At 45.0% G+C, this 23,395-nt stretch carries 21 protein-coding genes and 1 rRNA gene; 9 read left to right on the forward strand and 13 right to left on the reverse strand.

Annotation, left to right across the window (positions count from 1 at the left end; translation table 11 throughout):
• From VN447_RS00405 to VN447_RS00420, 4 genes are all read right to left on the reverse strand, one after another.
• Positions 1–110, reverse strand: a 16S ribosomal RNA gene (locus tag VN447_RS00405); the annotation flags it as partial.
• 466 nt (positions 111–576) lie between these two features.
• Complete coding sequence (locus tag VN447_RS00410; protein ID WP_325521681.1) at positions 577–732, reverse strand: hypothetical protein; 156 nt, start codon at positions 730–732, stop codon at positions 577–579.
• Positions 733–911: 179 nt separating this feature from the next.
• Positions 912–1,865: a TIGR01212 family radical SAM protein gene (locus VN447_RS00415; protein WP_325521716.1), complete on the reverse strand. Its 954-nt coding sequence runs from the start codon at positions 1,863–1,865 to the stop codon at positions 912–914.
• The gene (locus tag VN447_RS00420; RefSeq protein ID WP_325521683.1) at positions 1,849–3,612 is read right to left on the reverse strand and encodes a B12-binding domain-containing radical SAM protein; all 1,764 of its coding nucleotides are present in this window, start codon (positions 3,610–3,612) and stop codon (positions 1,849–1,851) included. Before VN447_RS00420 ends, VN447_RS00415 begins: the two co-directional genes overlap by 17 nt.
• 180 nt (positions 3,613–3,792) lie before the next feature.
• On the opposite strand from VN447_RS00420, the gene VN447_RS00425 reads away from it, so the two are divergent.
• From VN447_RS00425 to ligD (VN447_RS00450), 6 genes are all read left to right on the forward strand, one after another.
• Complete coding sequence (locus VN447_RS00425; RefSeq protein ID WP_325521685.1) at positions 3,793–4,575, forward strand: N-acetylmuramoyl-L-alanine amidase; 783 nt, start codon at positions 3,793–3,795, stop codon at positions 4,573–4,575.
• A gap of 98 nt (positions 4,576–4,673) precedes the next feature.
• Complete coding sequence (gene pepF / locus VN447_RS00430; protein ID WP_325521687.1) at positions 4,674–6,485, forward strand: oligoendopeptidase F; 1,812 nt, start codon at positions 4,674–4,676, stop codon at positions 6,483–6,485.
• Between the two features lie 132 nt (positions 6,486–6,617).
• Complete coding sequence (locus VN447_RS00435) at positions 6,618–6,917, forward strand: zinc-ribbon domain containing protein (RefSeq protein WP_325521689.1); 300 nt, start codon at positions 6,618–6,620, stop codon at positions 6,915–6,917.
• A gap of 195 nt (positions 6,918–7,112) precedes the next feature.
• Complete coding sequence (ligD, locus tag VN447_RS00440) at positions 7,113–8,099, forward strand: non-homologous end-joining DNA ligase (protein ID WP_325521691.1); 987 nt, start codon at positions 7,113–7,115, stop codon at positions 8,097–8,099.
• 17 nt (positions 8,100–8,116) lie between these two features.
• Entirely contained in the window at positions 8,117–8,980 is an 864-nt protein-coding gene (locus VN447_RS00445) for a Ku protein (RefSeq protein ID WP_325521693.1), read from the forward strand.
• Positions 8,970–9,893 (forward strand): non-homologous end-joining DNA ligase, encoded by a 924-nt coding sequence (gene ligD / locus VN447_RS00450; protein ID WP_325521695.1) that lies wholly within the window; start codon positions 8,970–8,972, stop codon positions 9,891–9,893. Before VN447_RS00445 ends, ligD (VN447_RS00450) begins: the two co-directional genes overlap by 11 nt.
• A 135-nt stretch (positions 9,894–10,028) precedes the next feature.
• Here ligD (VN447_RS00450) and pckA read toward each other — a convergent pair whose 3' ends face one another.
• The 6 genes from pckA to VN447_RS00480 all read right to left on the reverse strand — a co-directional run bounded on the left by pckA (position 10,029) and on the right by VN447_RS00480 (position 16,007).
• A complete protein-coding gene (pckA, locus tag VN447_RS00455; RefSeq protein WP_325521697.1) occupies positions 10,029–11,564 on the reverse strand; it encodes a phosphoenolpyruvate carboxykinase (ATP) in 1,536 nt (511 codons plus the stop codon).
• Positions 11,565–11,770: 206 nt separating this feature from the next.
• A complete protein-coding gene (gene thrC, locus VN447_RS00460; RefSeq protein ID WP_325521699.1) occupies positions 11,771–13,270 on the reverse strand; it encodes a threonine synthase in 1,500 nt (499 codons plus the stop codon).
• Positions 13,271–13,310: 40 nt separating this feature from the next.
• On the reverse strand, positions 13,311–13,982 hold the full coding sequence (locus VN447_RS00465) for a B3/B4 domain-containing protein (protein ID WP_325521701.1): 672 nt from the start codon (positions 13,980–13,982) through the stop codon (positions 13,311–13,313).
• A 45-nt stretch (positions 13,983–14,027) separates the two neighbouring features.
• On the reverse strand, positions 14,028–14,501 hold the full coding sequence (gene ybaK / locus VN447_RS00470) for a Cys-tRNA(Pro) deacylase (RefSeq protein ID WP_325521718.1): 474 nt from the start codon (positions 14,499–14,501) through the stop codon (positions 14,028–14,030).
• Between the two features lie 53 nt (positions 14,502–14,554).
• A complete protein-coding gene (locus VN447_RS00475) occupies positions 14,555–15,628 on the reverse strand; it encodes a DUF362 domain-containing protein (RefSeq protein WP_325521703.1) in 1,074 nt (357 codons plus the stop codon).
• Positions 15,629–15,749: 121 nt separating this feature from the next.
• Positions 15,750–16,007, reverse strand: a complete 258-nt coding sequence (locus VN447_RS00480; protein ID WP_325521705.1) for a hypothetical protein — start codon at positions 16,005–16,007, stop codon at positions 15,750–15,752.
• A gap of 251 nt (positions 16,008–16,258) precedes the next feature.
• Between VN447_RS00480 and VN447_RS00485 the strand changes: the two genes are divergently transcribed.
• From VN447_RS00485 to VN447_RS00495, 3 genes are all read left to right on the forward strand, one after another.
• Entirely contained in the window at positions 16,259–17,335 is a 1,077-nt protein-coding gene (locus VN447_RS00485) for an HD-GYP domain-containing protein (RefSeq protein ID WP_325521707.1), read from the forward strand.
• Between the two features lie 189 nt (positions 17,336–17,524).
• Positions 17,525–19,432, forward strand: a complete 1,908-nt coding sequence (gene nadE, locus VN447_RS00490) for an NAD(+) synthase (protein WP_325521709.1) — start codon at positions 17,525–17,527, stop codon at positions 19,430–19,432.
• A complete protein-coding gene (locus VN447_RS00495; RefSeq protein ID WP_325521720.1) occupies positions 19,428–20,726 on the forward strand; it encodes an NCS2 family permease in 1,299 nt (432 codons plus the stop codon). Before nadE ends, VN447_RS00495 begins: the two co-directional genes overlap by 5 nt.
• A 52-nt stretch (positions 20,727–20,778) precedes the next feature.
• On the opposite strand, the gene VN447_RS00500 is transcribed toward VN447_RS00495, so the two are convergent.
• The 3 genes from VN447_RS00500 to VN447_RS00510 all read right to left on the reverse strand — a co-directional run bounded on the left by VN447_RS00500 (position 20,779) and on the right by VN447_RS00510 (position 23,212).
• On the reverse strand, positions 20,779–21,141 hold the full coding sequence (locus VN447_RS00500; protein ID WP_325521711.1) for a zinc ribbon domain-containing protein: 363 nt from the start codon (positions 21,139–21,141) through the stop codon (positions 20,779–20,781).
• Between the two features lie 19 nt (positions 21,142–21,160).
• Positions 21,161–22,741: a hypothetical protein gene (locus VN447_RS00505; RefSeq protein ID WP_325521713.1), complete on the reverse strand. Its 1,581-nt coding sequence runs from the start codon at positions 22,739–22,741 to the stop codon at positions 21,161–21,163.
• 111 nt (positions 22,742–22,852) lie between these two features.
• Complete coding sequence (locus VN447_RS00510; RefSeq protein ID WP_325521714.1) at positions 22,853–23,212, reverse strand: SH3 domain-containing protein; 360 nt, start codon at positions 23,210–23,212, stop codon at positions 22,853–22,855.
• Between the last annotated feature and the right edge of the window lie 183 nt (positions 23,213–23,395).

Raw genomic sequence — 23,395 nt, forward strand, 5'->3', positions numbered from 1 at the left:
TTACTCACCCGTTCGCCACTAAGTAAGTATTGCTACTTACTCCGTTCGACTTGCATGTGTTAGGCACGCCGCCAGCGTTCGTCCTGAGCCAGGATCAAACTCTCCAATAAAGTGTATTTATTGAAGCCGTTTTATCGGCTCATTAAATCAAAAAAATTTGTTTTTGTTTGTGCTACAAGTAGCACAACGCACATCTGGCATTTTATGATGCATTACTTTACATTGTTCAGTTTTCAGGGAACACTATCGCATAAACCCATCGGTGTCGGATGTCACACTTTTTATCCAAAACTGTGACCTTTGTCACTACGCTGCGACAACAACTTTATTATGTTAACACAGTGTAATCCACGTGTCAATATAATCTTTTTGGTAGTTATTGTCGTTGCTTGGCAGAGCCGACCTTCATATATTAACACGCACATCAGCGAGTGTCAATAATCATATTTTGGTAATTTGTCTCGCATTACATACTCAGCAAAGACAACTTAACGATAATAACACATTCTCCAATATTATGTCAAACATATGCACAAAAAAAAGGAACATCGTACGAAAAACGATGTTTCCTAATGCTTAACAGTAGCATTCAATATATTCTTCAGTCAGTACATCAAGCTTCTGACGCATTTCATTAATTGTACCTTTGGTAAAGTTGAGCTCTTTTAGATCTTCACTATGAAGTAACGATGACAGTTTATCGATTTGCTCTAGTAATTGAAGCTTTCTCATTATTAATACTACACTCTCCCTTAATTCTTAACTGCAGTATAATATTAACAACTCTAGTTATCTTTGTAAATAACTTTAGTTAATCACAGAACAGTAAGTTTTTTCTAATAAATCAGATATATCGCATAGAAAAAAAACCACAGTGCAAAAAGACTGTGGTTTTTGATTATCTAAATTATTTACAAATACTTTCTCACTGCCGGACCATTTAGATAAGTGCATTTTTTTCCCTGCCAGGTATCTTGCTCCAGTAATTGTTCTTCAATAGCTTCACGTATCTTCCACCAGCCCGTCTGCCAGTTAGTAAACAGCGTATTCGCTTCAGGCGCACGTCCAATTAAACGTTGAATAACAATGTCCGGGTGGAGGTATTCAAGAAAGTTTACTACTCTCGCAACATATTCTTCCTTGCTGATGAGCGTAACTTCGCCTTTCTGATACCAGTCAGCCATCACGGTATTTTTAACAATATACAAAGCATGCAGTTTGACCTGGTCAACCCCCATTGCCGAGACTATTTTGGCACTTTCTATTGAATCAGCCATGTCATCCCAGGGGAGGTTTAGTATAAGATGGGCACACACGCCTATTGACCAACGTTTGATTCGCTGTGTAGCATCAATAAACTCAGCAAGAGTGTGACCGCGGTTAATCTTGACCAAGGTATGATAATTTACTGTCTGCAAACCCAGTTCAATACTAATATCAATACCATATTCTTCTCTGACCTCAGCCAACATCTCCAAATACCTGTCATTAATACAATCAGGTCTGGTAGCCAACGCGATGGCCACAATATCTTCCTGACAGGCTTCGACGACATGGCGCTTTAACTGTTCTACCGGCAAATAAGTGTTGCTGAAATTTTGAAAGTAGGGAATGAATTTCTTAGCTTTATATTTAGGTGCAATATGAGCTTTATTAGCTGCCAGCTGGTCACTGACAGTCAACCAGGCCGGCAGGTTTTCATAGCCTGCGCCAATCTCACCGCAAAATACGCAGCCATCGTGCCCGCATTGACCGTCACGATTTGGGCAGGTCACAGGCAGGCTGACTGGCAATTTATAGACTTTTTCACCATACCTTTGGCGCAGGTATTCAGAATATGCGTTATATCTAAGTCCAGAAGTCATCATGATTAATCACCTGATAAGTTAGTTTCGCATTCTTGTAAGAAAAAAGCACAGCTACTTCGCGATTCTCCAAATTATCGGCCCCTTCTAAGTAGGCGGGTATGTCCACACTAAATACCTCGACGTGAAAAGTCTTCTTGAGGTCCCGCCATGTAGTAAACGTAAAGTCAGGCAAATACCGCCGAACACGAGCGCTATCCCGCCAAAAAGCGGTCTTACATTCTGCCCATTTGTCGGTTGCCGCTTGATTCATCTGATTCCAGGGCAAAAACTCTGGTCGTACCGCCCCATGCTCACTCATAAGCGCATCAAACTTTAAAAGCTCTTGGTATTTCTGCTCATTATCTGGATAAAAGGCAGCGCAAAATTCTGCCATATGCTTATACAATGTCTTGGCACTGTGAGCAACAAGATGGTAACCCTGCTGTTCCCAATAACAAGCTAATTTATAGTAGAAATTAAATGCTCCATTGCCGGAAAGCGCAATAAACCATGGCAAGCTATACTTAAATCGGGCGCTATTGTACACCTGTTCAAATACTTCTTCAAAAATCTTGAGTTGTCTGATTTGGCCATAGTCGAGGTAGTTGTTAGCGAGTACTTCATACGGCGCACTATCCATGTAAATATAGCCATGTCCAGCAGCGCTTTGTCTGATGCCTGATCCTTTGAGCAATTTGAGAAAACCTATCTGCAGCATATCAGGCTGAAGACGGTAAACATCGTCAAACGACTTAGCAAATACCGTTAGGTCTTCATGAGGTAGGCCCACAATCAAATCCAGATGCAGATGAATATTGCCGTAATCTCTAACCTTGCTTACATGGTCAACAATCTGTGGCCAGTTGTTATGCCGCTTTATTGCAGCAAGCGTTTCTTCATTTGTTGATTGAATACCAATCTCAAACTGAAATCGCCCTGGTGGAACATTGCTTAAAAACTCCACTACTTCTTGATCCCAGATGTCGGCAGCAATCTCGAAATGAAAATTAGTCCGGCAATTTTGCGCAGCCAGGAACTTCAATATCGGAAAATAGTGATCTTTGCGGGCATTAAAGGTACGATCAACGAATTTAACCTGTTTCACATCATGTTCAACAAAAAATTGCAAGTCGCTAAATACCCGTTCCTGACTCAAAAACCGCACACCCGCAGTAGCACTCGACAGACAATACTGGCAAGAAAATGGACACCCGCGGGAGCTTTCATAATAGAGAATTTTATCCTTGAGAAGCGTCATTTCATCATCTATATAAGGAAAGGGAATATCATCAAGTTTAGCAACTACCTGGGGCTGACTGGTAACAATTGCCCCGTTGCTGCGATAAGCCAAGCCTGGAATATTCTTCGCTGTCTGTCCGGCAAGTAGCGCTGCCAGCAAAGTTTTAAGCGTTTGCTCGCCTTCACCCTGTACTATATAGTCAACGGCAGCATGATCGGTTAATATGCATTCCGGCTGATAGGAGACTTCCGGCCCGCCCAGGATGACAACTGCGTGAGGCTGTACTTTCTTGATTAGTGCAGCAAGCTCCAGACTGGCTTCAATATTCCAAATGTAACAGGCCAGACCAATTACATCAGCCTGACAAGCATATATATCACTTAATATCTCAAGCAAGCCGTTATTCACGGTGTATTCACGGACAGTCACATTGTACCCTGATGCCTGACAATAGGACGCTAAGTCTTTCAGCGCCAGGGATGAATGGATATATTTAGCATTTAACGTTGATAGCAGAACTTTCATGTCATTCTCCTGGTCCCATAATCTCCCTGCAAGTATAGTAGTTTCGGGCAGGCTTGTCAAATATCCTTCAATAACTTGTACGTGCGCAGTTAGTCACCACCATTACCAGCTCTGCATAAAATAAAATAAGGTAAACATTACCTTATAGCTCACTTATACTACGTGAGGATGGTGAACAGTATGCGGATAATGATTGATGGACGCTACTTGCCTGGTAACGCCCGCGTCAACCGTGATTTACTAATAACTCTCCGCAATATGGCTAAGGTTCTTAACTGGGGAATCCGCTATGATGCGCAACGGGAATTGGTGCTCCTAAACTCAAAAGACTCATCCATGCCGCGGCTGCCAGCCGATAATCATGCCGATGAACGAACCGAAGATGAAACTGTACGCCTTGCGGGCAAAGTTATCTGCCTGGACCCCGGGCATGGCGGCAGCGACCCGGGCGCTCTTGGCCCAACCGGTACTATGGAAAAAGACAATACCTTAGCTATTGCTTTGCTGCTCAAAGAAAGGCTTGAGAAAAACGGGGCCACAATAGTTATGACCAGAGACGCTGATGCCGACGTAGCTTACACGAACGCAACAGCCAACGAAGAACTGGGAGCAAGAGTCGAGGCTGCCAATCAGGCTGAAGCTGATTTATTTATCAGCATTCATAATGACGCCTTTACCAGCAACACAGCGTCTGGCACCACCACCTTCCATTATGGTGATAAAGACTCGGTAAACTTGGCTAATCTGGTGCAACGGAGTCTGGCGGAGAAACTTGGCACAAAAAACAGAGGGGCACGCTTTGCCAGCTTTTATGTGCTGCGCTACACTAACATGCCTTCCATACTTATTGAAGTTGCGTTTATCTCTAACGTTCTCGAAGAGATGCTCCTATCTAGCGTGGATGGCCGGGATAATGCTGCCGAAAGCATCTGTGACGGTATCCTGAAATACTTCAAAGTATAGAAAATATTTTACTCAGGCATGCTATACCAGGAAATACTACAATACTATGCTAATATATACTATAAGTTATTATTAGTTTATTGAAGGGAAGTGTTCTCATGTCGCAAACGTCCACAGGACTGCCATCCCGTGATGAAATACAGCCTGAGTATAAATGGCAGATTGAAGATATCTACGCTAGTGAAAAGTTATGGCAATCTGACTTTGATAAGGTTAAGAACGACCTGCCTAATGTGGTTAAGTACAAGGGTACTTTAGACCAATCAACCGAAAACCTTACAGCCTGCCTAAAACTGCGGGACGAGATTAATATCCTGGCTGGCAAATTATTTGCCTATGCCCGCCTGCAGCGTGACGAAAATACAGCGAACGCCAAATATCAGGCGCTTGTTGGTAAAACCGAAGGCCTGCTTGCTGAAACAGGCGCCGCCACTTCGTTTATTGAACCGGAAATCCTAGCCATACCTGATGATGTACTGACATCTTTCCGGCGTGAACACTCATTGGCAGAATATAGCTTTTATTTTGAAAACCTAACTCGCCAAAGGCAGCATGTCTTATCACCAGCCGAAGAAGAAATCCTGTCCCGCTCTGCCGAAGCCACACAAGCTACGGAAACGATCTTTAATATGCTGGCCCATGCGGATATGACGTTCCCTGACATTATCGGCGAGGACGGCAAACCCCTCGCACTGAGCGAAGGACGCTACCGCTCGCTCATTATGTCTTCCGACCGACGCGTACGTAAAGATGCTTTTACCGGATTATTCGGTTCCTATGACGCCTTCCGCAATACCTTCGCCGCTACACTATCAGGTAATGTCAAGAAGAATATTTTTTACGCTCGTACCCGCAAATTTAACTCGACACTAGAATCAGCCTTATCTGACGGAAACATCCCTGTAAGCGTCTATGACAACCTGCTTGACACAGTCAATAACAATTTGGCACCGCTGCACCGCTATATCGACCTTAAGAAAAAGGCTTTAAAGCTTGACAAAGTCCATATGTATGACCTATACACCCCACTAGCACAAGAGGTAAAATTCGACATAACCTACTCCGAGGGACTAAAATTAGTACGTGACGGTCTAGCTCCACTTGGTCCTGAATATACCGGCATTTTAAATCAGGGTCTGACCTCAGGCTGGATCGACGTCTATGAAAATAAAGGCAAACAAACAGGTGCTTATTGCTGGGGCGTGTATGGCGTCCATCCTTTTGTGCTCTTAAATTACAATGATCGCCTTGAGGATGTCAGCACCTTAGCGCATGAGATGGGTCATGCCATCCACAGCTATTACAGTCAAGCCACCCAGCCGTATGCCACCTCCCAATACACTATCTTTACCGCCGAAGTGGCTTCAACCACCAACGAAATCCTGCTAAATGATTTCCTCTTAAAAACGACCAAAGACAAGCAAAAGAAGTTATATCTGATAAATCAATATCTTGAAATGGTGCGGGCTACCGTTTATCGCCAAACAATGTTTGCTGAGTTTGAGAAAAGCATTTATGACAAAGCTGAAAACGGTGAAACACTCACAGCTGATTTGCTTGATGAATTGTGGCATACTCTTAACGTTAAATATTACGGCCCGGATATGGTGGTTGACTCCGAAATAGACATTGAATGGGCCAGAATTCCTCATTTCTACTGGAACTTCTATGTTTACCAGTATGTTACCGGCTATGCGGCAGCCACAACACTGGCTGAGCAAATGCTAACTGAAGGCGACTGTTCCCAACAGCGCTATATTAACTTCTTAAAGAGCGGCGGCTCAGATTATCCGATCAACATACTTAAAAAAGCAGGTGTCAATATGTCGGCACCCGAGCCTGTTGAGCTTACCCTTAATAAGTTTTCAAATATGTTGGATGAACTGGAAAAAACAATAACCAAGTCTTGACAATTACTTTAGTACGCGTTATATTGTTTATATGACAAAACATAATTGCTTTCGATGGCTAGCAGCTTCAAGTCTTGACCAACCGACCAGCAATTGTTTGAGTCAAACACATATTACGGAGGTTGGTTAAAGATGGATTATCAAGACAAAGATCTTTCATGTAAAGAGTGCGGCGCAGCTTTTGCTTTCACCGCATCAGAACAAGCTTTTTATGCTGAGAAGGGTTTCCAAAACGATCCTTCCCGTTGCCCGGATTGCCGTGCAGCTAGAAAACGTCAAAACGGTGGTCGCATGGGCGGCGGCAATACTCGTCCCCAACGCGAAATGTTCGACGCTACTTGCAGCGCTTGTGGCATTCAAACCCAGGTTCCTTTCCGTCCTACTGCCGGAAAACCTGTATATTGCCGCGATTGCTTCCAATCCAACAGATAATTTACTTATTGCCTAATCGACAGGCCGGATACATTCCGGCCTGTTTTTTGTTGCCAAAAATCCATAGAAACGCTAGAATTTCCTTGCATTCTCGGGTCTTTTGGGCTAGACATTGCTTTTCTTGCATTATTTTTAATGTAATATATTTGCTAACCCTGAGAAAACTAAGAACAAACTATCATTCGTGAGGACATTATGCCAATAATTAAGCCAATGCTGGCAAAAGCAGGTTCACTGCCTGACGAACAAGATAATTATAGCTTTGAAATCAAATGGGACGGTATCAGAGCCATCTTATATCTGGAAAGCAACAAGTTCAAACTGCTGAGCCGCAACCTTAAGGACATTACTCATCAATACCCCGAACTGCACGCATTGGCTAAGGAAGCAGGCAGCAGCCATACCGAACTAATTCTGGATGGAGAAATTGTGGCCTTTGATCCATCTGGACTACCCTCCTTTTCCCGACTGCAGCACCGTATGGGACTCACTCACGATAAAACGATCATCGAAATGATGCAAAAGATTCCGGCTCACTATATAATTTTTGACATCTTGTCCCTCGATAGCCACTCACTCTTGGAAAAAACCTATACCGAGCGACGGACTATACTAGAAAGCCTTCGTCTTGACGGTACTCACTGGCAAACTCCCGGTTACAAAACAGGTGATGGGAAAACCATCTTAGATGCCAGCCGTAAACTAGGTCTGGAAGGCATTATTGTAAAACGCCTTGACAGTACCTATCAAGCAGGTAAACGTACCGGAGCCTGGCTCAAGATCAAAAACCAGCGCCGCCAAGAACTGGTCATCGGCGGCTGGATACCTGGCCAAGGTACCCGTGAAGGGAAAATCGGTGCATTGCTTATCGGTTGTTATGATGTTACGCCTCAGGTGGCACAAGCTAGAGGTGTTCCCCAGAACTTATTATACGCTGGCAAAGCCGGCACCGGCTTTACTCAGGCTATCCTGGCCGCACTGGGCAAACGACTGGCGCCGCTGAGCAGGCCAACTAATCCTTTTACTCAAGATCCTACCGTTAAAAACGCTCGTTATGTTGAGCCGGTATTGATCGGAGAATTCGAATTTACCGAATGGACCCCCAATCATACCCTTCGCCATCCATCTTTCAAGGGTTTGAGAGATGACAAAGACCCACGCCAGGTAATTCGCGAAGACTAATCACCGGAGGTGTGCCTATGCCCCGCCCGATGTGGAGTGGTTCAATCAGTTTTGGTCTTGTCAACATTCCTGTCAAGCTGTATAACGCCGTAAAAAAGAAGTCCATTCACTTTAATCAGCTGCGTAAATCGGACGGCTGCCGCATTCGCTTAAAAAAAGTCTGCCCGGCTGACGGTGCTGAAGTATCAGCTGAAAACATTGTCAAAGGCTATGAAATCTCTCCTGACCAGTATGTAGTCGTCACCAGCGATGAACTTGAAGCTATTCAGCCTAAAAACGCCCGTACTATATCTATTGAAGATTTCGTTGAGCTTGACCAGATTGACCCCCTATACTACGACAGCTGCTATTATCTCACTCCTGATAAAGGAGCAGGCAAAGCCTATTCCCTCCTACTGGCTGCTATGCAAAAAACCAGTAAAGTCGCGATTGCCCGGGTGGTTATGCGAAACAAAGAATATCTTACCGCTATCCGCCCGGCAGGAAAAGCGCTGGCGTTATCGACTATGCACTTTGCCGACGAGATCATTGCCGCAGACCAATTAGAAGAACTGCCAATCGATGTCCCTGAACCGGATACAAGAGAGCTGGCCATGGCCGAGCAGCTCATTGCATCACTGTCTACCGGGTTTGAACCTACCAAATACCATGACCAGTATCATCATCAAGTCCTGGAAATGCTGGAGAAAAAGGCCGAAGGCCAGACAGTCATCAGTCAGCCTGAGGTTAAAGAAGGCGGTAAAGTAATTGACCTAATGGCTGCCCTTGAGGCTAGCATCTCAGCCATAAAAAACAAAAGTGACGGCGGCAAAGGCGCAAAGTCGTCCAAGGCGGTAAAACAAGCCGCAGCACCCAGGAGGAAAAAAGCCAGTGCCCAGTGATAACAAGACCAAAACAACCATAGACGTAGGTGGGCGTAAACTAAAAATCGGCAATCTCGACAAAGTGTTTTATCCTGCCACAGGCTTCACTAAAGGACAAATGCTTGACTATTATATTCGTATCGCCCCTGTTCTTCTGCCCCATCTTAGCAATCGGCCGCTGACAGTCAAGCGTTATCCTAATGGCGCGCAGGGCAAGTTTTTTTATCAAAAAGAATGTCCGGTACATCGTCCTGACTGGGTTAAAACCATTCCGGTATGGAGCAGCAGCAATAACCGTAACATCAACTTCTGCAACGCCACTGATTTGCCAACCTTAGTATGGGCTGCCAATCTGGCGGCACTTGAACTCCACACTTCACTGTCTGTGGCCCCAGCGGTAAACCAACCTTCTCTTCTGGTTTTTGATCTTGATCCTGGTCCGCCTGCGACCATTGTGGACTGTGCTCAGGTCGGCCTACTCCTAAAAGACTATTTTGACAGGCATAAGCTGCAAAGCTTCCCTAAGACATCAGGCTCCAAGGGCCTGCAGATATATGTACCGCTTAATACACCGGTAAGTTACGAGATTACTAAGAATTTTGCCCGGGTACTTGCCAACCGCTTTCAGGAAAAATATCCTGACCTAATTGTTGCCAATATGAAGAAAGTGTTGCGCGCCGGTAAAGTTTTTATTGATTGGAGCCAAAATGACGAGCACAAGACAACAGTTTGTGTCTATTCACTCCGCGCTAAGGAGCGCCCCACCGTCTCTACGCCCGTAACCTGGGAGGAAGTTGTCAATGTGGTAGAGAAAAAAAATCCAGATTCACTAGCCTTTGAAGCAGAGAATGTATTAAGCCGTACGACCCAGTATGGCGATTTGTTTGCACCCATTCTAACCCTTACACAAAAACTCCCTGTTATATCCTAATTTCTTTATTTGGCAAGATAAACACCGCGGCCATCTTTCCCCAATCATCCCGGGGAAAGATGGCCGTTTTAGATCTTTCAGTTATTCTTGGTTAGCAAACTCGAATATAGAATATCAGTACCCTGTCAGATTATATTAACCACGCGGCCCAGCGGCAATTATTTCACTAGGCATATTTTTGTGAAAGTTATCAAAGTTTTTAATAAATAGGCTGGCTAATTCCTTAGCCTTGTGATCATAGGCCTCTTTATCAGTCCAGGTATTGCGCGGCATGAGAATTTCATCAGGTACACCCGGGCAGCTTGTAGGGACGTAAACATTAAATATTGGATCAAGCTGGAAAGACACCTGCTCCAAATGACCTTCAATTGCCGCTGTCACCATCGCTCTGGTATAGGATAGCTTCATGCGATTGCCAACACCGTACGAACCACCTGACCAACCAGTATTAATTAAGAAAACATTAGTCTGGTGACGCTTAAGTTTTTCTCCCAAGAGCTCGGCATATCTAAGTGCGGAAAGTGGTAAAAACGGCGCGCCAAAACAAGCCGAGAAGGTAGCTTGAGGTTCGGTAATACCGCGTTCGGTACCAGCAAGCTTGCTCGTGTATCCTGACAAGAAATGATACATGGCTTGCTCAGCATTTAGCTTAGCGATCGGCGGCAAAACGCCGAAGGCATCGGCCGTCAGAAATACAATTGTTTTCGGATGCCCGGCCACTCCGGGAATTAACGCATTAGGTATATAGTCGACCGGATAAGCAACTCTCGTATTCTCAGTGATTGAGGCGTCAGCAAAATCCGGCATGCGGGTTGCAGGGTCAATCACTACGTTTTCTAAGACAGCGCCAAACCGGATAGCTTCCCAAATCTGTGGTTCAGTCTCATGTTTAAGGCCAATGCACTTAGCATAACAGCCACCTTCAATATTGAAAATGCCCTCATCACTCCAGCCATGCTCATCGTCGCCAATCAAGCGGCGATCCGGATCGGCTGACAAGGTAGTTTTGCCTGTGCCGCTTAGCCCAAAAAACAGGGCGGTATCCCCTTTTGCACCTACATTGGCGGAACAGTGCATAGACAAAATGTTCTTCTCAGGCAAGATAAAGTTCATAACGGTAAATATCGATTTTTTCATTTCCCCGGCATAATGGGTGCCGCCAATAAGTACTAATCGCTGCTCAAAGTTCAGGATAATAAAAGCTTCTGAAGCAGTACCATCCATGGCAGGATCGGCTTTAAATCCGGGGAGACAAATTACTTTATAATCAGGAGCAATGTCCGGTTGTACGGTTTCCGGGCGGATAAACAACTGATGCACAAATAGATTTTGCCAAGCAAATTCGTTCACAAATTGAACACTAATACGATTTCCAGCATCAGCGCCAGCAAAACCGTCGAAGATAAATAGTTCCCGGTTCTGCATATAAGCAAGCATCCGATGATATACTTGATTAAATTTATCAGGGGAAAATGGCTTATTACCATTCCAGTCAATCTTGTCATGCACCGCAGCTGAGTCAACAACAAATTTGTCATTCGGCGAGCGGCCTGTATATTTACCAGTGGTAACCTGTAGCGCGCCGCTGGCAGTCAATTGCCCTTCGCCCCGCCTAATCGCTGCTTCTACCAATTGTGCCGGACTTAAGTTATAATGTATATTCCCGTTCATGCTCCATACTCCCTTTCACATATCGCGGTTTTTTGGCTAGCCTATATAATTATAACATAAGTATTTTGTATACAGAACGTCTTTTTCACTAAAAATCTCATCTTTTTTCGATATAGCATCTGCTATTTATGTCAATAGTATAGTATTAAAGAAATAAATGCCACATAACCCTCGGTCATGTGGCATTTATTTCTTGCTATTGCAATTCACTTTACATGTAATTGAGCTTTTACTACACTGGGCATATCCTGTTTATTGCATACAGCGGTATGCAGGACAGACTTAACCTCAAGCTCAGCGAGTGCTGGCGGTACAGGTCTGTCAATTATTTTAGCCAAATCTTGTAAGGCTACAAATTCGGTTTTGCCTATAAGGCTATCACTACCAGCTAAAGCAGCAAGTACAGTCTCGTTAAACTTAAACGGACTGGCCGTGGAAACTATGATGGCAGGGGTAGTGTCACCTGTTTGACGCCGGTAGTTTTCAGCAACCTGCCATGCAACTGCCGTATGGGGATCAAGAGGATAGCCGTGTTCTTTATGAACCTGGCCAATTGTTGCGGCCGTTTCTTCGTCACTTACCCAAGCAGCCGGAAACACTGCTTTGATAGCAGCCAAGTACTCATCTGCAATTTTATATTGACCTGTAGTATTCAGTTCTGTCATCCACTGGCTGACTTGTGCCGAATTACCACCTGTTATGTGGTATAGCAACCGTTCCAGATTGCTGGAAATGAGAATATCCATTGAGGGTGAGTACGTTTTGTGGAACTGACGATTACGACTATAAACGCCTGTTGTAAGAAAATCAGTCAGTACATTATTGCTATTTGACGCACAAATTAGCTTGTTAACAGGTAATCCCATCAGCTTGGCATAATAACCAGCCAGGATATTACCGAAATTACCTGTCGGAACCACAAAGTTTACCGGAGTACCCAACGGAATGTGCTTATCCCTCACCAAATCGGCATAAGCGCTGAAATAGTACACAATTTGCGGTACAAGTCGGCCCCAGTTTATCGAATTAGCCGATGACAGCTTAAACCCATGCTCAGCAAGCACGGCGTTATAGTCTTTGTCGCTAAAGATATTCTTGACACCTGTCTGGGCATCATCAAAATTACCTTTTACAGCAATTACCTTGAGGTTAGCTCCTTCTTGGGTAATCATCTGCAGCCGTTGAATCTGGCTAACGCCATCCTCGGGGTAAAAGACCATGACCCGCGTCTGCTCAACATCTTTAAAACCCTCGAGAGCCGCCTTGCCAGTATCGCCTGATGTCGCAACTAAAATAACAATCTCGGCCTGCTCGCCAATTTTTTTGAGCGCACAAACCAAGAGCCTGGGTAATAGCTGCAGCGCCATATCCTTAAAGGCACTGGTCGGTCCATGCCATAATTCTAAGGCAAATGTCCCATCCGCTACCCTTGTAACCGGGGCTACAGCACTATTCGAAAATTTCCCGCTGCCATAAGCACCTGCTACGCATTCGGTTATCTCAGCATCAGTATAATCAGTTAAAAACAAACGCAATATGGCTGCTGCCCGCTCTTGATAGGTGAGCGGGATCAGACTGGTCAAAAACTGCCCGTCTATCGACGGTATGGCTTCCGGCACAAACAGGCCGCCGTCAGGGGCAATCCCCTGAGCAATGGCTTGAGCCGCCGTTAGCCTTGCGGCTGCACCGCGTGAACTAACATACATAATAAAATACTCCTTCCCAGTAGCTCAGATCTAGCGACACTTACTTTGTATAAGCAAAATTCTTTTTTGTTACGGTTCCGCCATTATAGAAAACAAACATCTCTCCGGCAAAATCAAGTATCTCTTGCAACTCATCGGTGCTGGCACTTTCATCAGCGTAGACAACCGCCAAAAGATTCCGGGTTGCCAGCGTGACCGCTGTCCGGCGCGCGTCTGAGGTGGGGTTGCCGAATACGCCGTCGTTGTCTGTTAAAAACGGTTTGTTTTCAGTGGAGACTACATTACCAGCTATATTAGTATAACTGCCTTCACTAGCGCGCTTATAGACAACATCACTGCTTATCTGGTCTAGGTCATATAGGCCAAAAGGCAATAAATATTTGATAGAACAATAATTGTTAACATCCACCGCGCTATTAACATAATATAAGTCCTTCTTTTGCAGCACCCGCCGCACCAGTGCTTCAGACGCCGGGCGATACCGCGACGGATCAAAGTCAAGCTTTTTATACATATTACGGACTGCCAAAATCCGGGGAAGCTTTGGCAGTATATTCAGATTGTATGCTTTTGCCACTTCTGCTTGCAACTGAGTAAACTCCTGGCTCAAGGCTGGTGGTGTCCCCCGGACGACGACATTTTTGATAGTTAGATAACCTAACCGGCCATTGGGAACAACATTGCTAATACTGTTATGAATAGTAATTTCCATAGTAAAAAAAACTCCTCCCCCGGACATTCGGAATCAAAGTACTTATCAGTTGCGGGCAATCTGACACAATGTAGCATTTATGGCCTGTGCCAGTTTATCAGGGGCAACAACAAGCTGGCATCCCCGTATACCGGCGCTAACAGCGATTGCCGGCCACTTACCGGCACTTTCATCCAGGTATACTGGATAGCGTTTTTTGGGCCCAAGTGGCGAAACCCCGCCTCTTACATAACCGGTCAGCGGCTGCACCTCTTTTAACGGCACCATCTCTACTTTTTTATTGCCGCTCGCGGCTGCCAAGGCCTTAAGGTCAAGCTCGGCAGCACCGGGAATACAGGCCATAATCACGCCTGTCTTGTCGCCGCTGGCCACCAATGTCTTGAACACCTGATCATGCGGCATACCGACCTTATCTGCGACATTTTGTGCGCTTAAATCATTTTCGTCCACTTTATATTCCCTGAGTTCGTATGTAATCTTAAGACCATCTAATATTCTGGCGGCATTCGTCTTCATAATACCCCGTATCTCCCCTAACCTGCCATTACTACAGTGTATGACTCTTTTGCAGCTTATTTTACAGTAATTAGCTGATATTCAAGCGATCCCATACCGATTTTGGCAGCATGCTCTATTTGGATCATCGCATCATGATGGGCATATGACATTTCAGCCAGGGTTTTGCCATGCGCCTTGGCCGTCAGGTCAAGGGTGGCTTTATCAATAGCAACCGGATCACTGGAGGCAAGTATACCTATATCGGGAATAAGTTTTGGCTGTTTTACACTAAAGCAGTCGCAGTCTTTGGTCATATCGATAAGAACATTGAAGAAGAAGCATTTTCCCGGTTTGCCAATCACTGTCCCATAAGCATGCTCAGCCATACTTCGCTGCATGAACCCTGACTCAGCATTCCAGTCGTATTTTACGGCATCAAACCGGCAGACAGCCAGGCATTCACCGCAGCCAATACATTTTTCGGTAATAATATATGCTTTGCCAGCTTGTTCAATAATAGCATCCTGCGGACACCATTTAATACACTTTTGGCAAAATTGACACGTCTTATCGCTCACTTCCGGCAGCATGGCCGAGTGCTGGCGCATCTTGCCCATACGGCTGGACAACCCCATACCAAGATTCTTGATGCAGGCACCCAGGCCGGCTGCAGGATGCCCGGTCGGATGCGAAACAACAAGCAATGAATCGGCAGTCAAGATTTCTCTTGCCACTTTGACAGATTTATGCAGTTCTCCGTCAACAGCAACTTCATGTTCAGTATTGCCGGCCAATCCGTCAGCCAGGATGAACGGTGCACCTGTATTTTCGATACTAAAGCCGTGGTTATGGGCGTGCAGAATATGTTTTACAGCGTTTTCACGCTCACCTTTGTATAAAGTAGAGGTTTCAGTAAGGAATGGCTGACCACCTAAGGTTTTTGTCTTTTGCACCAATTCTCTCACCAATTCAGGCTTAACATGGGTTGTATTTTTCTTTTCACCAACGTGAACTTTTATAGCAACTAAATCATTACTGCCAACTGTCTGAGCGGCACCGGAAGACTCAAAAATTTTAGCCATAACCTTGGCTTGTTCATTTGGCGGCAGAGCATCTGCCACCGGAATAAAATATACGTTTGCTGGCATAAGAGTAGTCCCTCCAATCAGAATTTTCGTCGATAGCTTTTGCATTTTTTTCACAGTATATAATTGTTCCCTCAATTTGTCAATAAACAGTACGAGCGCGGTAAGCCGCGCTCGTACTTGCTTAATCTAGTGTCATGTACTTTACTTTTACATCAGGTATTACTTTTAGTTCCTGTTCAATCTGATCAACCGGTACATCATCGCCACACAACTGTAGTAATATTATGCCACTATTAGTACAGCCACACACAGCAGCATCGTGTAGTCCAAGCCGGACCCGAATATGGCAACCATATTTCGTAAGTACATCTTGAACCTTTACAGCAGTCTCCACACGGTTGGCCTGGATAATGGCCATGATTGTCGAACAATCGGTCACTAGTAACACCTCCAAATAATAATACTCGTATAATACTTATCCACTAATTATAAAAATCCTGCTAACATATAGTACAAAACAGCAAATTTTTCCTGAAATATATTCAGCCATAGTGGAGGATTTTGCCATATTATGTTGAATTATTTATCTGATCTCTAAGTCGCTCAAGACTCCCACTTCTGCAAGCGGGAGTTTAGAGCGACTAAGTCTATCTTTATCCCTTTATGTGAAACACGTGCAGAGAGGTGCTTATGAGCGAAACTGGCGACGAAAAACGTAAGATTATTGAACATCTGACTGAGTTTCTTGTTCCGGGGATGGAATTGGCCCACGATGTCTGCTCAGACGATGGGAAAATACTATTTGCAAAAAACAATATCCTCAGCCAGCACAATATTCAAAAATTGGGCAACTGGCAGATCCCCAAAGTTTTAATCTATACCGAAGTAACCTCTGCCAATCCTATTATTGACCCCAAGATGCAGAAGTTTCTTAATGCTTATAACCAATCTGTCCTAGTAGTGCAAAAAGCATTTGATGATATCAGAGCTACACAGGAAATTCCACTCGACGCCTTTACTGCCACGGCCGCTGACATTGCCGCCAATGTTGCTGAGGCTGGCAATGTGGTTGACCGGCTCTATAATCTGCCGCCATGCGATGATTATACTATGTATCATAGCGTTAATGTCAGTGCCATCTCAGCCCTTATTGCCACCTGGCTCAAGTATCCGCCAGAGCAAGTCAATGCCATTTCCCTGGCTGGCTTATTACATGATGTCGGCAAGTCCCGCTTATCTACCGAATTGTTACATAAACCTTATAAACTATCGCCAGAAGCGTACGAACAGTATAGAAAGCACGTTTCCTATGGATATGAACTTGTCAGCAAAATCCCCAATATATCACAAAGCATTACTGCAGCCGTCTTTCAGCATCATGAAAGGCGGGATGGCAGCGGTTATCCCGGAGGAATTACTGATTATTACATTCATCCATATGCTAAAATTATTGCTGTAGCTGATTTTTATGACGAAACCCTCACGATTAACCGTGATAATCCTCAATCTATGCTAAGCCCTTACTTGAGTCTGCAAAAACTGCGTGATGAGGTTTACAGGCTTGATCCTAAATCTTGCATAACCTTTACTGACAGTATGTCCAACTTTCTCTCAGGCAACCGGGTAGCGCTTACTGATGGCCGTGAGGGTCGGGTGGTATTTATCAACAAAGAGAAACCTTCGCTGTCCATGGTCCAGCTTGACGATGGATCAGTGGTTGATCTGTCAGAACATCCTGATGTCAGTATTTATTATGTAGTGCGCTAACGAAGAGAGCCGTCATTCTTGGCGGCTTTCTTACTATTTCCAGGGGAGGAGTGTATTTACGCAGAGTTGACGTCTAAATCTGACTAAGTTACAAATAATACACATATTAGCCACCTTTTGAAGGACAAGCGCTGGCTGGCAGCGAAAAGAACACTGCATGTCATTTGTACGATTTGAGGTGAAGGTTTTTTGCTCAAAATTGCTTTAGGCCAGATGGAAGTTATTCCTGGCAGGCCGGACTTAAATACCGCCAAAATGTTAACTATGATTAATGATGCCCGCAACCACCAAACTGATATCATTATCTTCCCCGAAATGTCCATCCCCGGCTATCTACTGGGCGATACCTGGGAACAGCAGGCATACCTGCGCGATTGTGAGGCCTATGGTCGGGAAATAATCGCTGCCGCCCAGGGTATCTGCATCATCTTTGGTAATATAGCTGTTCAATGGGACAAGCACGGTGACGACGGCCGGGTGCGCAAACATAATGCCTGCTTTGTTGCTCACAATGGTCAGCTTATTGCCACACGCATCAAAACACTGCAGCCGAATTACCGTGAGTTTGACGATACGCGGCACTTTTTCAGCTTACGTAAGCTGGCACTTGAACTTAAACAGGATTTAGAGACATTATTAACGCCTGTAAAAATATCAATTAGGGACAGAGAATACCACCTGGGTTGCATTATTTGTGAAGACGGCTGGAATGATGATTACAGCGTTGACCCAATTGCTGCTTTGAGTGCTAACGGCCCGTTAGACTTAATCATTAATATTTCCAGCTCACCGTTTACGCTGGGCAAGAATAACAAACGCAACAGAGTGTTTTCCAAACAGGCCCAAGAAACGGGCATCCCCTTACTCTATGTTAACAACACCGGCCTGCAAAACAATGGTAAAACAGTATACACCTTTGACGGGTTCAGCACAGTGTATAACAGCGCCGGTCAGATTATCGCCTACTGTCAGCCATTTACTGAAGCACTTGATTATCTTGAACTCGACCTTAACTCTGGCGGACAAAACCTTACGCCTGTCAGCGTGCCCAATGACTTCACCATTGACAGCCTGTATCAGGCTGTCTGCTACGGCGTTAAGCAGTTCTTACAGTCAATTGGCATGACCAAGATAGTCATCGGGGTATCAGGCGGCATCGACTCGGCGGTAACTGCAGCGCTGTATGCCAGCATTTTAAAGCCGGACAATATATTACTTGTAAACATGCCCAGTAAGTTTAACTCAAAAACAACCAAAGATCTGGCTGAGCAATTATCCCGCAATCTTGGCTGCCTATATACGGTTATGCCGATTGGGCAAGCTGTGGAACACACGGCTGCCCAAATAGGCGGAACCCCTATAACCAATCTGGGGAGCGGTAAGCAGAGCAATCTGTCCGTATCTTCCTTTGTTTTTGAGAACATTCAGGCCCGCGACCGGTCAGCCCGCCTGCTCTCAGGCATAGCCGCTGCCTTTGGCGGCGGGTTTACCTGCAATGCCAACAAGAGTGAGCTCACTGTCGGGTACTCTACTCTTTATGGCGACCAAGCCGGCTTTTTAGCCGCGTTGGCTGATTTATGGAAACATCAGGTCTATCAATTGGCAAACCATTTAAACACTCAAGTATATGGCCGGGAAGTAATCCCTCAGGCAGTGATTGACTTAGTGCCAAGCGCCGAGCTCTCTTTTGAGCAGTCTGTTGATGAAGGCAAGGGCGATCCCATCATCTATCCTTATCATGACTTTTTATTCCGCTCCTTTATGGAATATTGGAACAGGGCTACCCCAGAAGATATTTTACTATGGTACAACCAGGGCACTGATGTACTTGAGCAGAAACTTGGCTGCGAATCGGGCTTAGTAAACAAGCTTTTTCCCGGACCCCGTGAATTTATCGAGGATCTTGAGCGCTGGTGGCGCCTTTATACCGGCATGGCAGTAGCCAAACGGATTCAAGCCCCACCCGTCTTGGCCGTCAGCCGCCGCGCCTACGGATTTGACCACCGCGAAGCCCAAAATAGCGTATATTTTACCCAGGAATATCAAAAATTAAAGAATCAGTTATTATCTGGTCCTCAAGGAGAGATACATCATTAACTCATGGTTTAAACTCACAGAACGCGGCACAAACTTTACTACCGAAGTTATGGCCGGCGTAACAACGTTCTTGACAATGGTCTACATCGTTGTTGTCAATCCAGCTATCTTAAGCGCTGCCGGCATGGACTTCAACGGGGTGTTTATGGCCACTGCCATTGCCAGCATCATTGCTACCCTGATCATGGGGATGTTTGCCAACTATCCGATAGCCATCGCACCAGGCATGGGCATGAATGCCTTCTTCGCCTACAGTGTTGTTGTCGGCTCCCATATTCCCTGGCAAGTAGCCCTGGGCACGGTCTTTATTGCCGGCGTGTTATTTGTTCTGTTATCCTTAACGAAATTCCGGTACATCTTAATTAACGCCATTCCTACCAGTCTAAAGCATGCAATTACAGCCGGTATTGGCTTATTTATTACTTTTATTGGGTTGCAAAATGGCAAAATCATTGTCGCTTCGCCGGCAACCTTAGTTACATTAGGCCATTTAGCAGAACCGATGACGCTGCTAACAGTCCTTGGCGTTGTCGTTACACTGATACTATTAGTCTACCAGGTGAGAGGTGCGATCTTTGTCGGCATGCTTGTTACAGCATTCATCGCTGCCACGTTAGGTATGATAACCTTGCCGCCACAGCTCTTTATGTTGCCGAGTGGCCTGGAAAACACGGCTTTTAAATTAGATATCAGCGGGGTATTTTCCCAAGGTTTGTACGCTGTAGTTTTTACTTTTCTGCTGATAACCCTGTTTGATACCACAGGGACCATGCTGGGTGTAGCTGAACAGGCCGGTCTTCTACAAGACGGCAAATTTCCCCGCGCTAGAGGCGCACTTCTGGCAGACGCTATTGCTACTACTGTCGGTGCCGCCCTTGGAACCAGCCCGACCTCAGCCTATATTGAATCAGGCGCCGGGGTAGCCGTCGGCGGACGGACAGGACTTACAGCAGTAGTTACCGCCTGTTTGCTGGCACTTACGCTATTTGCCCTGCCTATAGCAAAAATGCTTGCCGGCATTCCGGCCGTAACGGCACCAGCCTTAATCATCGTCGGCTTTTTCATGATGAACGGACTCAGAGATATTGACTGGAAAGATACCGAAGAAGCATTTCCTGCCTTTCTGGTTGTCGTCACTATGCCCTTAACCTATAGTATTGCCACAGGAATTGGCATCGGTTTCATTGTCTATCCCTTGCTGAAAATACTGCGTGGCAAAACCAGGGAAATCCACCCCATTATGTATTTATTTATGATACTCTTCTTTATTCAAATAGGCTTTCTCAGCCACTAAAACGAATTTAAAAACGCGGACGCAAATTTGCGCCCGCGTTTTTTTAGCTTTCTTATCTTCTAAGCATTCTCAATAACCAGACAGTGACAAGCACTGCGCCAACCGCCAGCAAAATAAACACTAGTAGCGGCAGGAAAAAGAACACCAGTAACGCCAAAATGGCAGCGACAATCAGCTTACCCGTCCAGCCGGAGGAATCAAAAGCAATATTAATTCCTTTAACCCGTGCCCTATTGCCGGATTCATAACCGGTGTACCGGCGCCGACCCTCATTGTCATTTTTTTCTTCGATAGTAATACCGTTAAAATTGTCACGCTCCTGACGGCTGAGCACCTTAACTGCCAGCTCCTGTCCGCAGTGCGGACAGGCACTAGCTCCAGATTCTATTTGTGCACTGCAGTTAGGACATTCCATTCTCCACCCCTCCTAACACTTACTGCAAATCGTATAACAACGAAATCATGCCCTCTTCGCTTAGATAACGGAGGTCATAGCGTTCCAGTTTCAATACTTCAAACATTTTAGCACGGTTTACGCTAATGCTGGACTTGCTTACAGCCATTTCTTCGGCCAGTGTCTCAGCGGGAACCTCGGAATCGCCGGTATTAATCTGAGAATAGGCAAAAATAACGGCAGATGCCCAGGCGGCAGGCTTACGAACATTTACTGTTCCCATATAAGAAAAATCCTGCCACAATTTTTGCGCCAACACAGAGTCATGATGGGAATAGCCAAATTTGGGCATAAACCTCTCGATTAGTTCTGTAACTTCACTATTAACAGGAACTGCTTTATCACCGCTGGCAGGCTGTGGAAAACTACGCTCAACCTGTGCATATGAGGTAACATTGACTCTGGCCCAAGTAGCTAAAAGGTCAATGGTGTGACGCACAGCATTGGCATGGCGCTGCATAAATTCATTCCAAGTCGCTTCTGGCTGCTGTATCTGCAGCATGGCTTTCTGCCGGACAATTTCTTCTTTAATCCGCCTTCGTAAATTACTGCTTATCTCGACACTGGTAATGAAATTAATCATAACCAGTTCCTTTTCCTCTTGCTGCAAGAAAACATGACCATAAAACAGTAGTTTTTTCACAAGTTTATAATCAAAATTAGGGTTAGGAAGACGGAATTTTTCCTCTGTCAGGAGGTTAATACATTCGACCCAATCCTGATTAATTACGCTTTCCACATAAAACACCGTGAATTTTGCGCCCATAAGCTCTTGTAGTATCTTCCGTTCTTCACCTGCCAGGCGTTCACTATAATCCATATTAAACTGAACCAGCGGCGTCCGGTCATTTGACAGTAGATGATAATCAAATAGAAAATAGTCCCAAAATCCCAGCCAAAACTCGTCGTCATCTTCATCTTCCGGCATTTGACCTAAAGGCCCAAGATACAGCATCAACGCGCGGTCAAAGTCATCGACAAAATTCTCCTGCTGGAAATAAGCACTAAACTTAATCATCAGACGTTCAACCGCCTCGCCAACAATTCGTCCGATATCTTTAGGCATTGTCAGCAACGATTTAGATGAACTCGCGCCTTCTTCAAATAGCCCCTGTAACTCATCTTGTTCGGTATCAGCTTCGATAAACTTAAGCCGTTTGCCTCCAGTCATAAACTCTGCTGCCTGTTGCAACCCGGTTACTTCCGTAATTATTTTTTTCGTAGCCAGATAGCCATAAAACTCCTGCAATACGTCAAATAAATGCCGTACGGTTTTAATACTGGGCTTAAAATCCTCTATTTGTACAATCATCCACTCTACGGCCAAACTATACTCCGAAGCCGTCATCTCATCGACGACAGTTTCACCCGAATAGGCTAAATATAATACGAACATATGAAGATTGCGCCACGTATCCCTAAGGGTCTCATCATTGGCTCCCTGCCAGGCCTTTTGCCGCAAAAAACCTTCTATCCATTCACGTTTTATCGCTGCGTCCCATTCTGATTCTTCATCAAAAAAAACACGGACTTCATCATAGACATTTTTCATGTTAGTCATGGTCACCATTTAGCTCCTTTAAACACGTTAACGCACTTATTATAACACGGTTACCCTCTCTAAACCAATAGCACACCCATTTGCTGGAATTGTTTCCCAACAGTTAGTGCTTTAAGGTAGGTTTCTCCACTCTTGAGCGTTAGCGATAAGTCGCTGACTACCACGCGCATGACTGGCACACGGCAAAACCCCTTTGGTCACGTGGCTGTCGGCCTCGCCTACTTTAAGTTTACTAGCGATAACTGTTAAAAATTCCGCTGGTTCAACATATTCCAGCCATCCCTGATACTTACCCATTTGAATAAAGTACCATGCCCGGTTAGTGCTCTCATGCAAAATAATAACAGGCTCTGCCGGGTCAACGGCAGTCTCCTGCAGCAAATCAAACTCACTGTCATCACTCTGACTTGTTATACAATCGGCAGTATGAAAAATCCGTATATTGGCACGAGTGACAGTAATCCCATACACATGTCCAGTATATTATACAATAAAAAATCTCCCAAGCACTAACGAGGCCACTGAAAAAGTCCCTTTAATACTTAAAAAGGTATAGACCCTCAAGAAAACTGAGGAGGCTGTACCTTTTTTCCTGTATAATAAAGGTATTAAAGGGAGCAGGTGAGTCAAATGATTCAACAACAACAATCTATG

The organism is Sporomusa sp. (assembly GCF_035561155.1).
Classification (GTDB): Bacteria; Bacillota; Negativicutes; order Sporomusales; family Sporomusaceae; genus Sporomusa.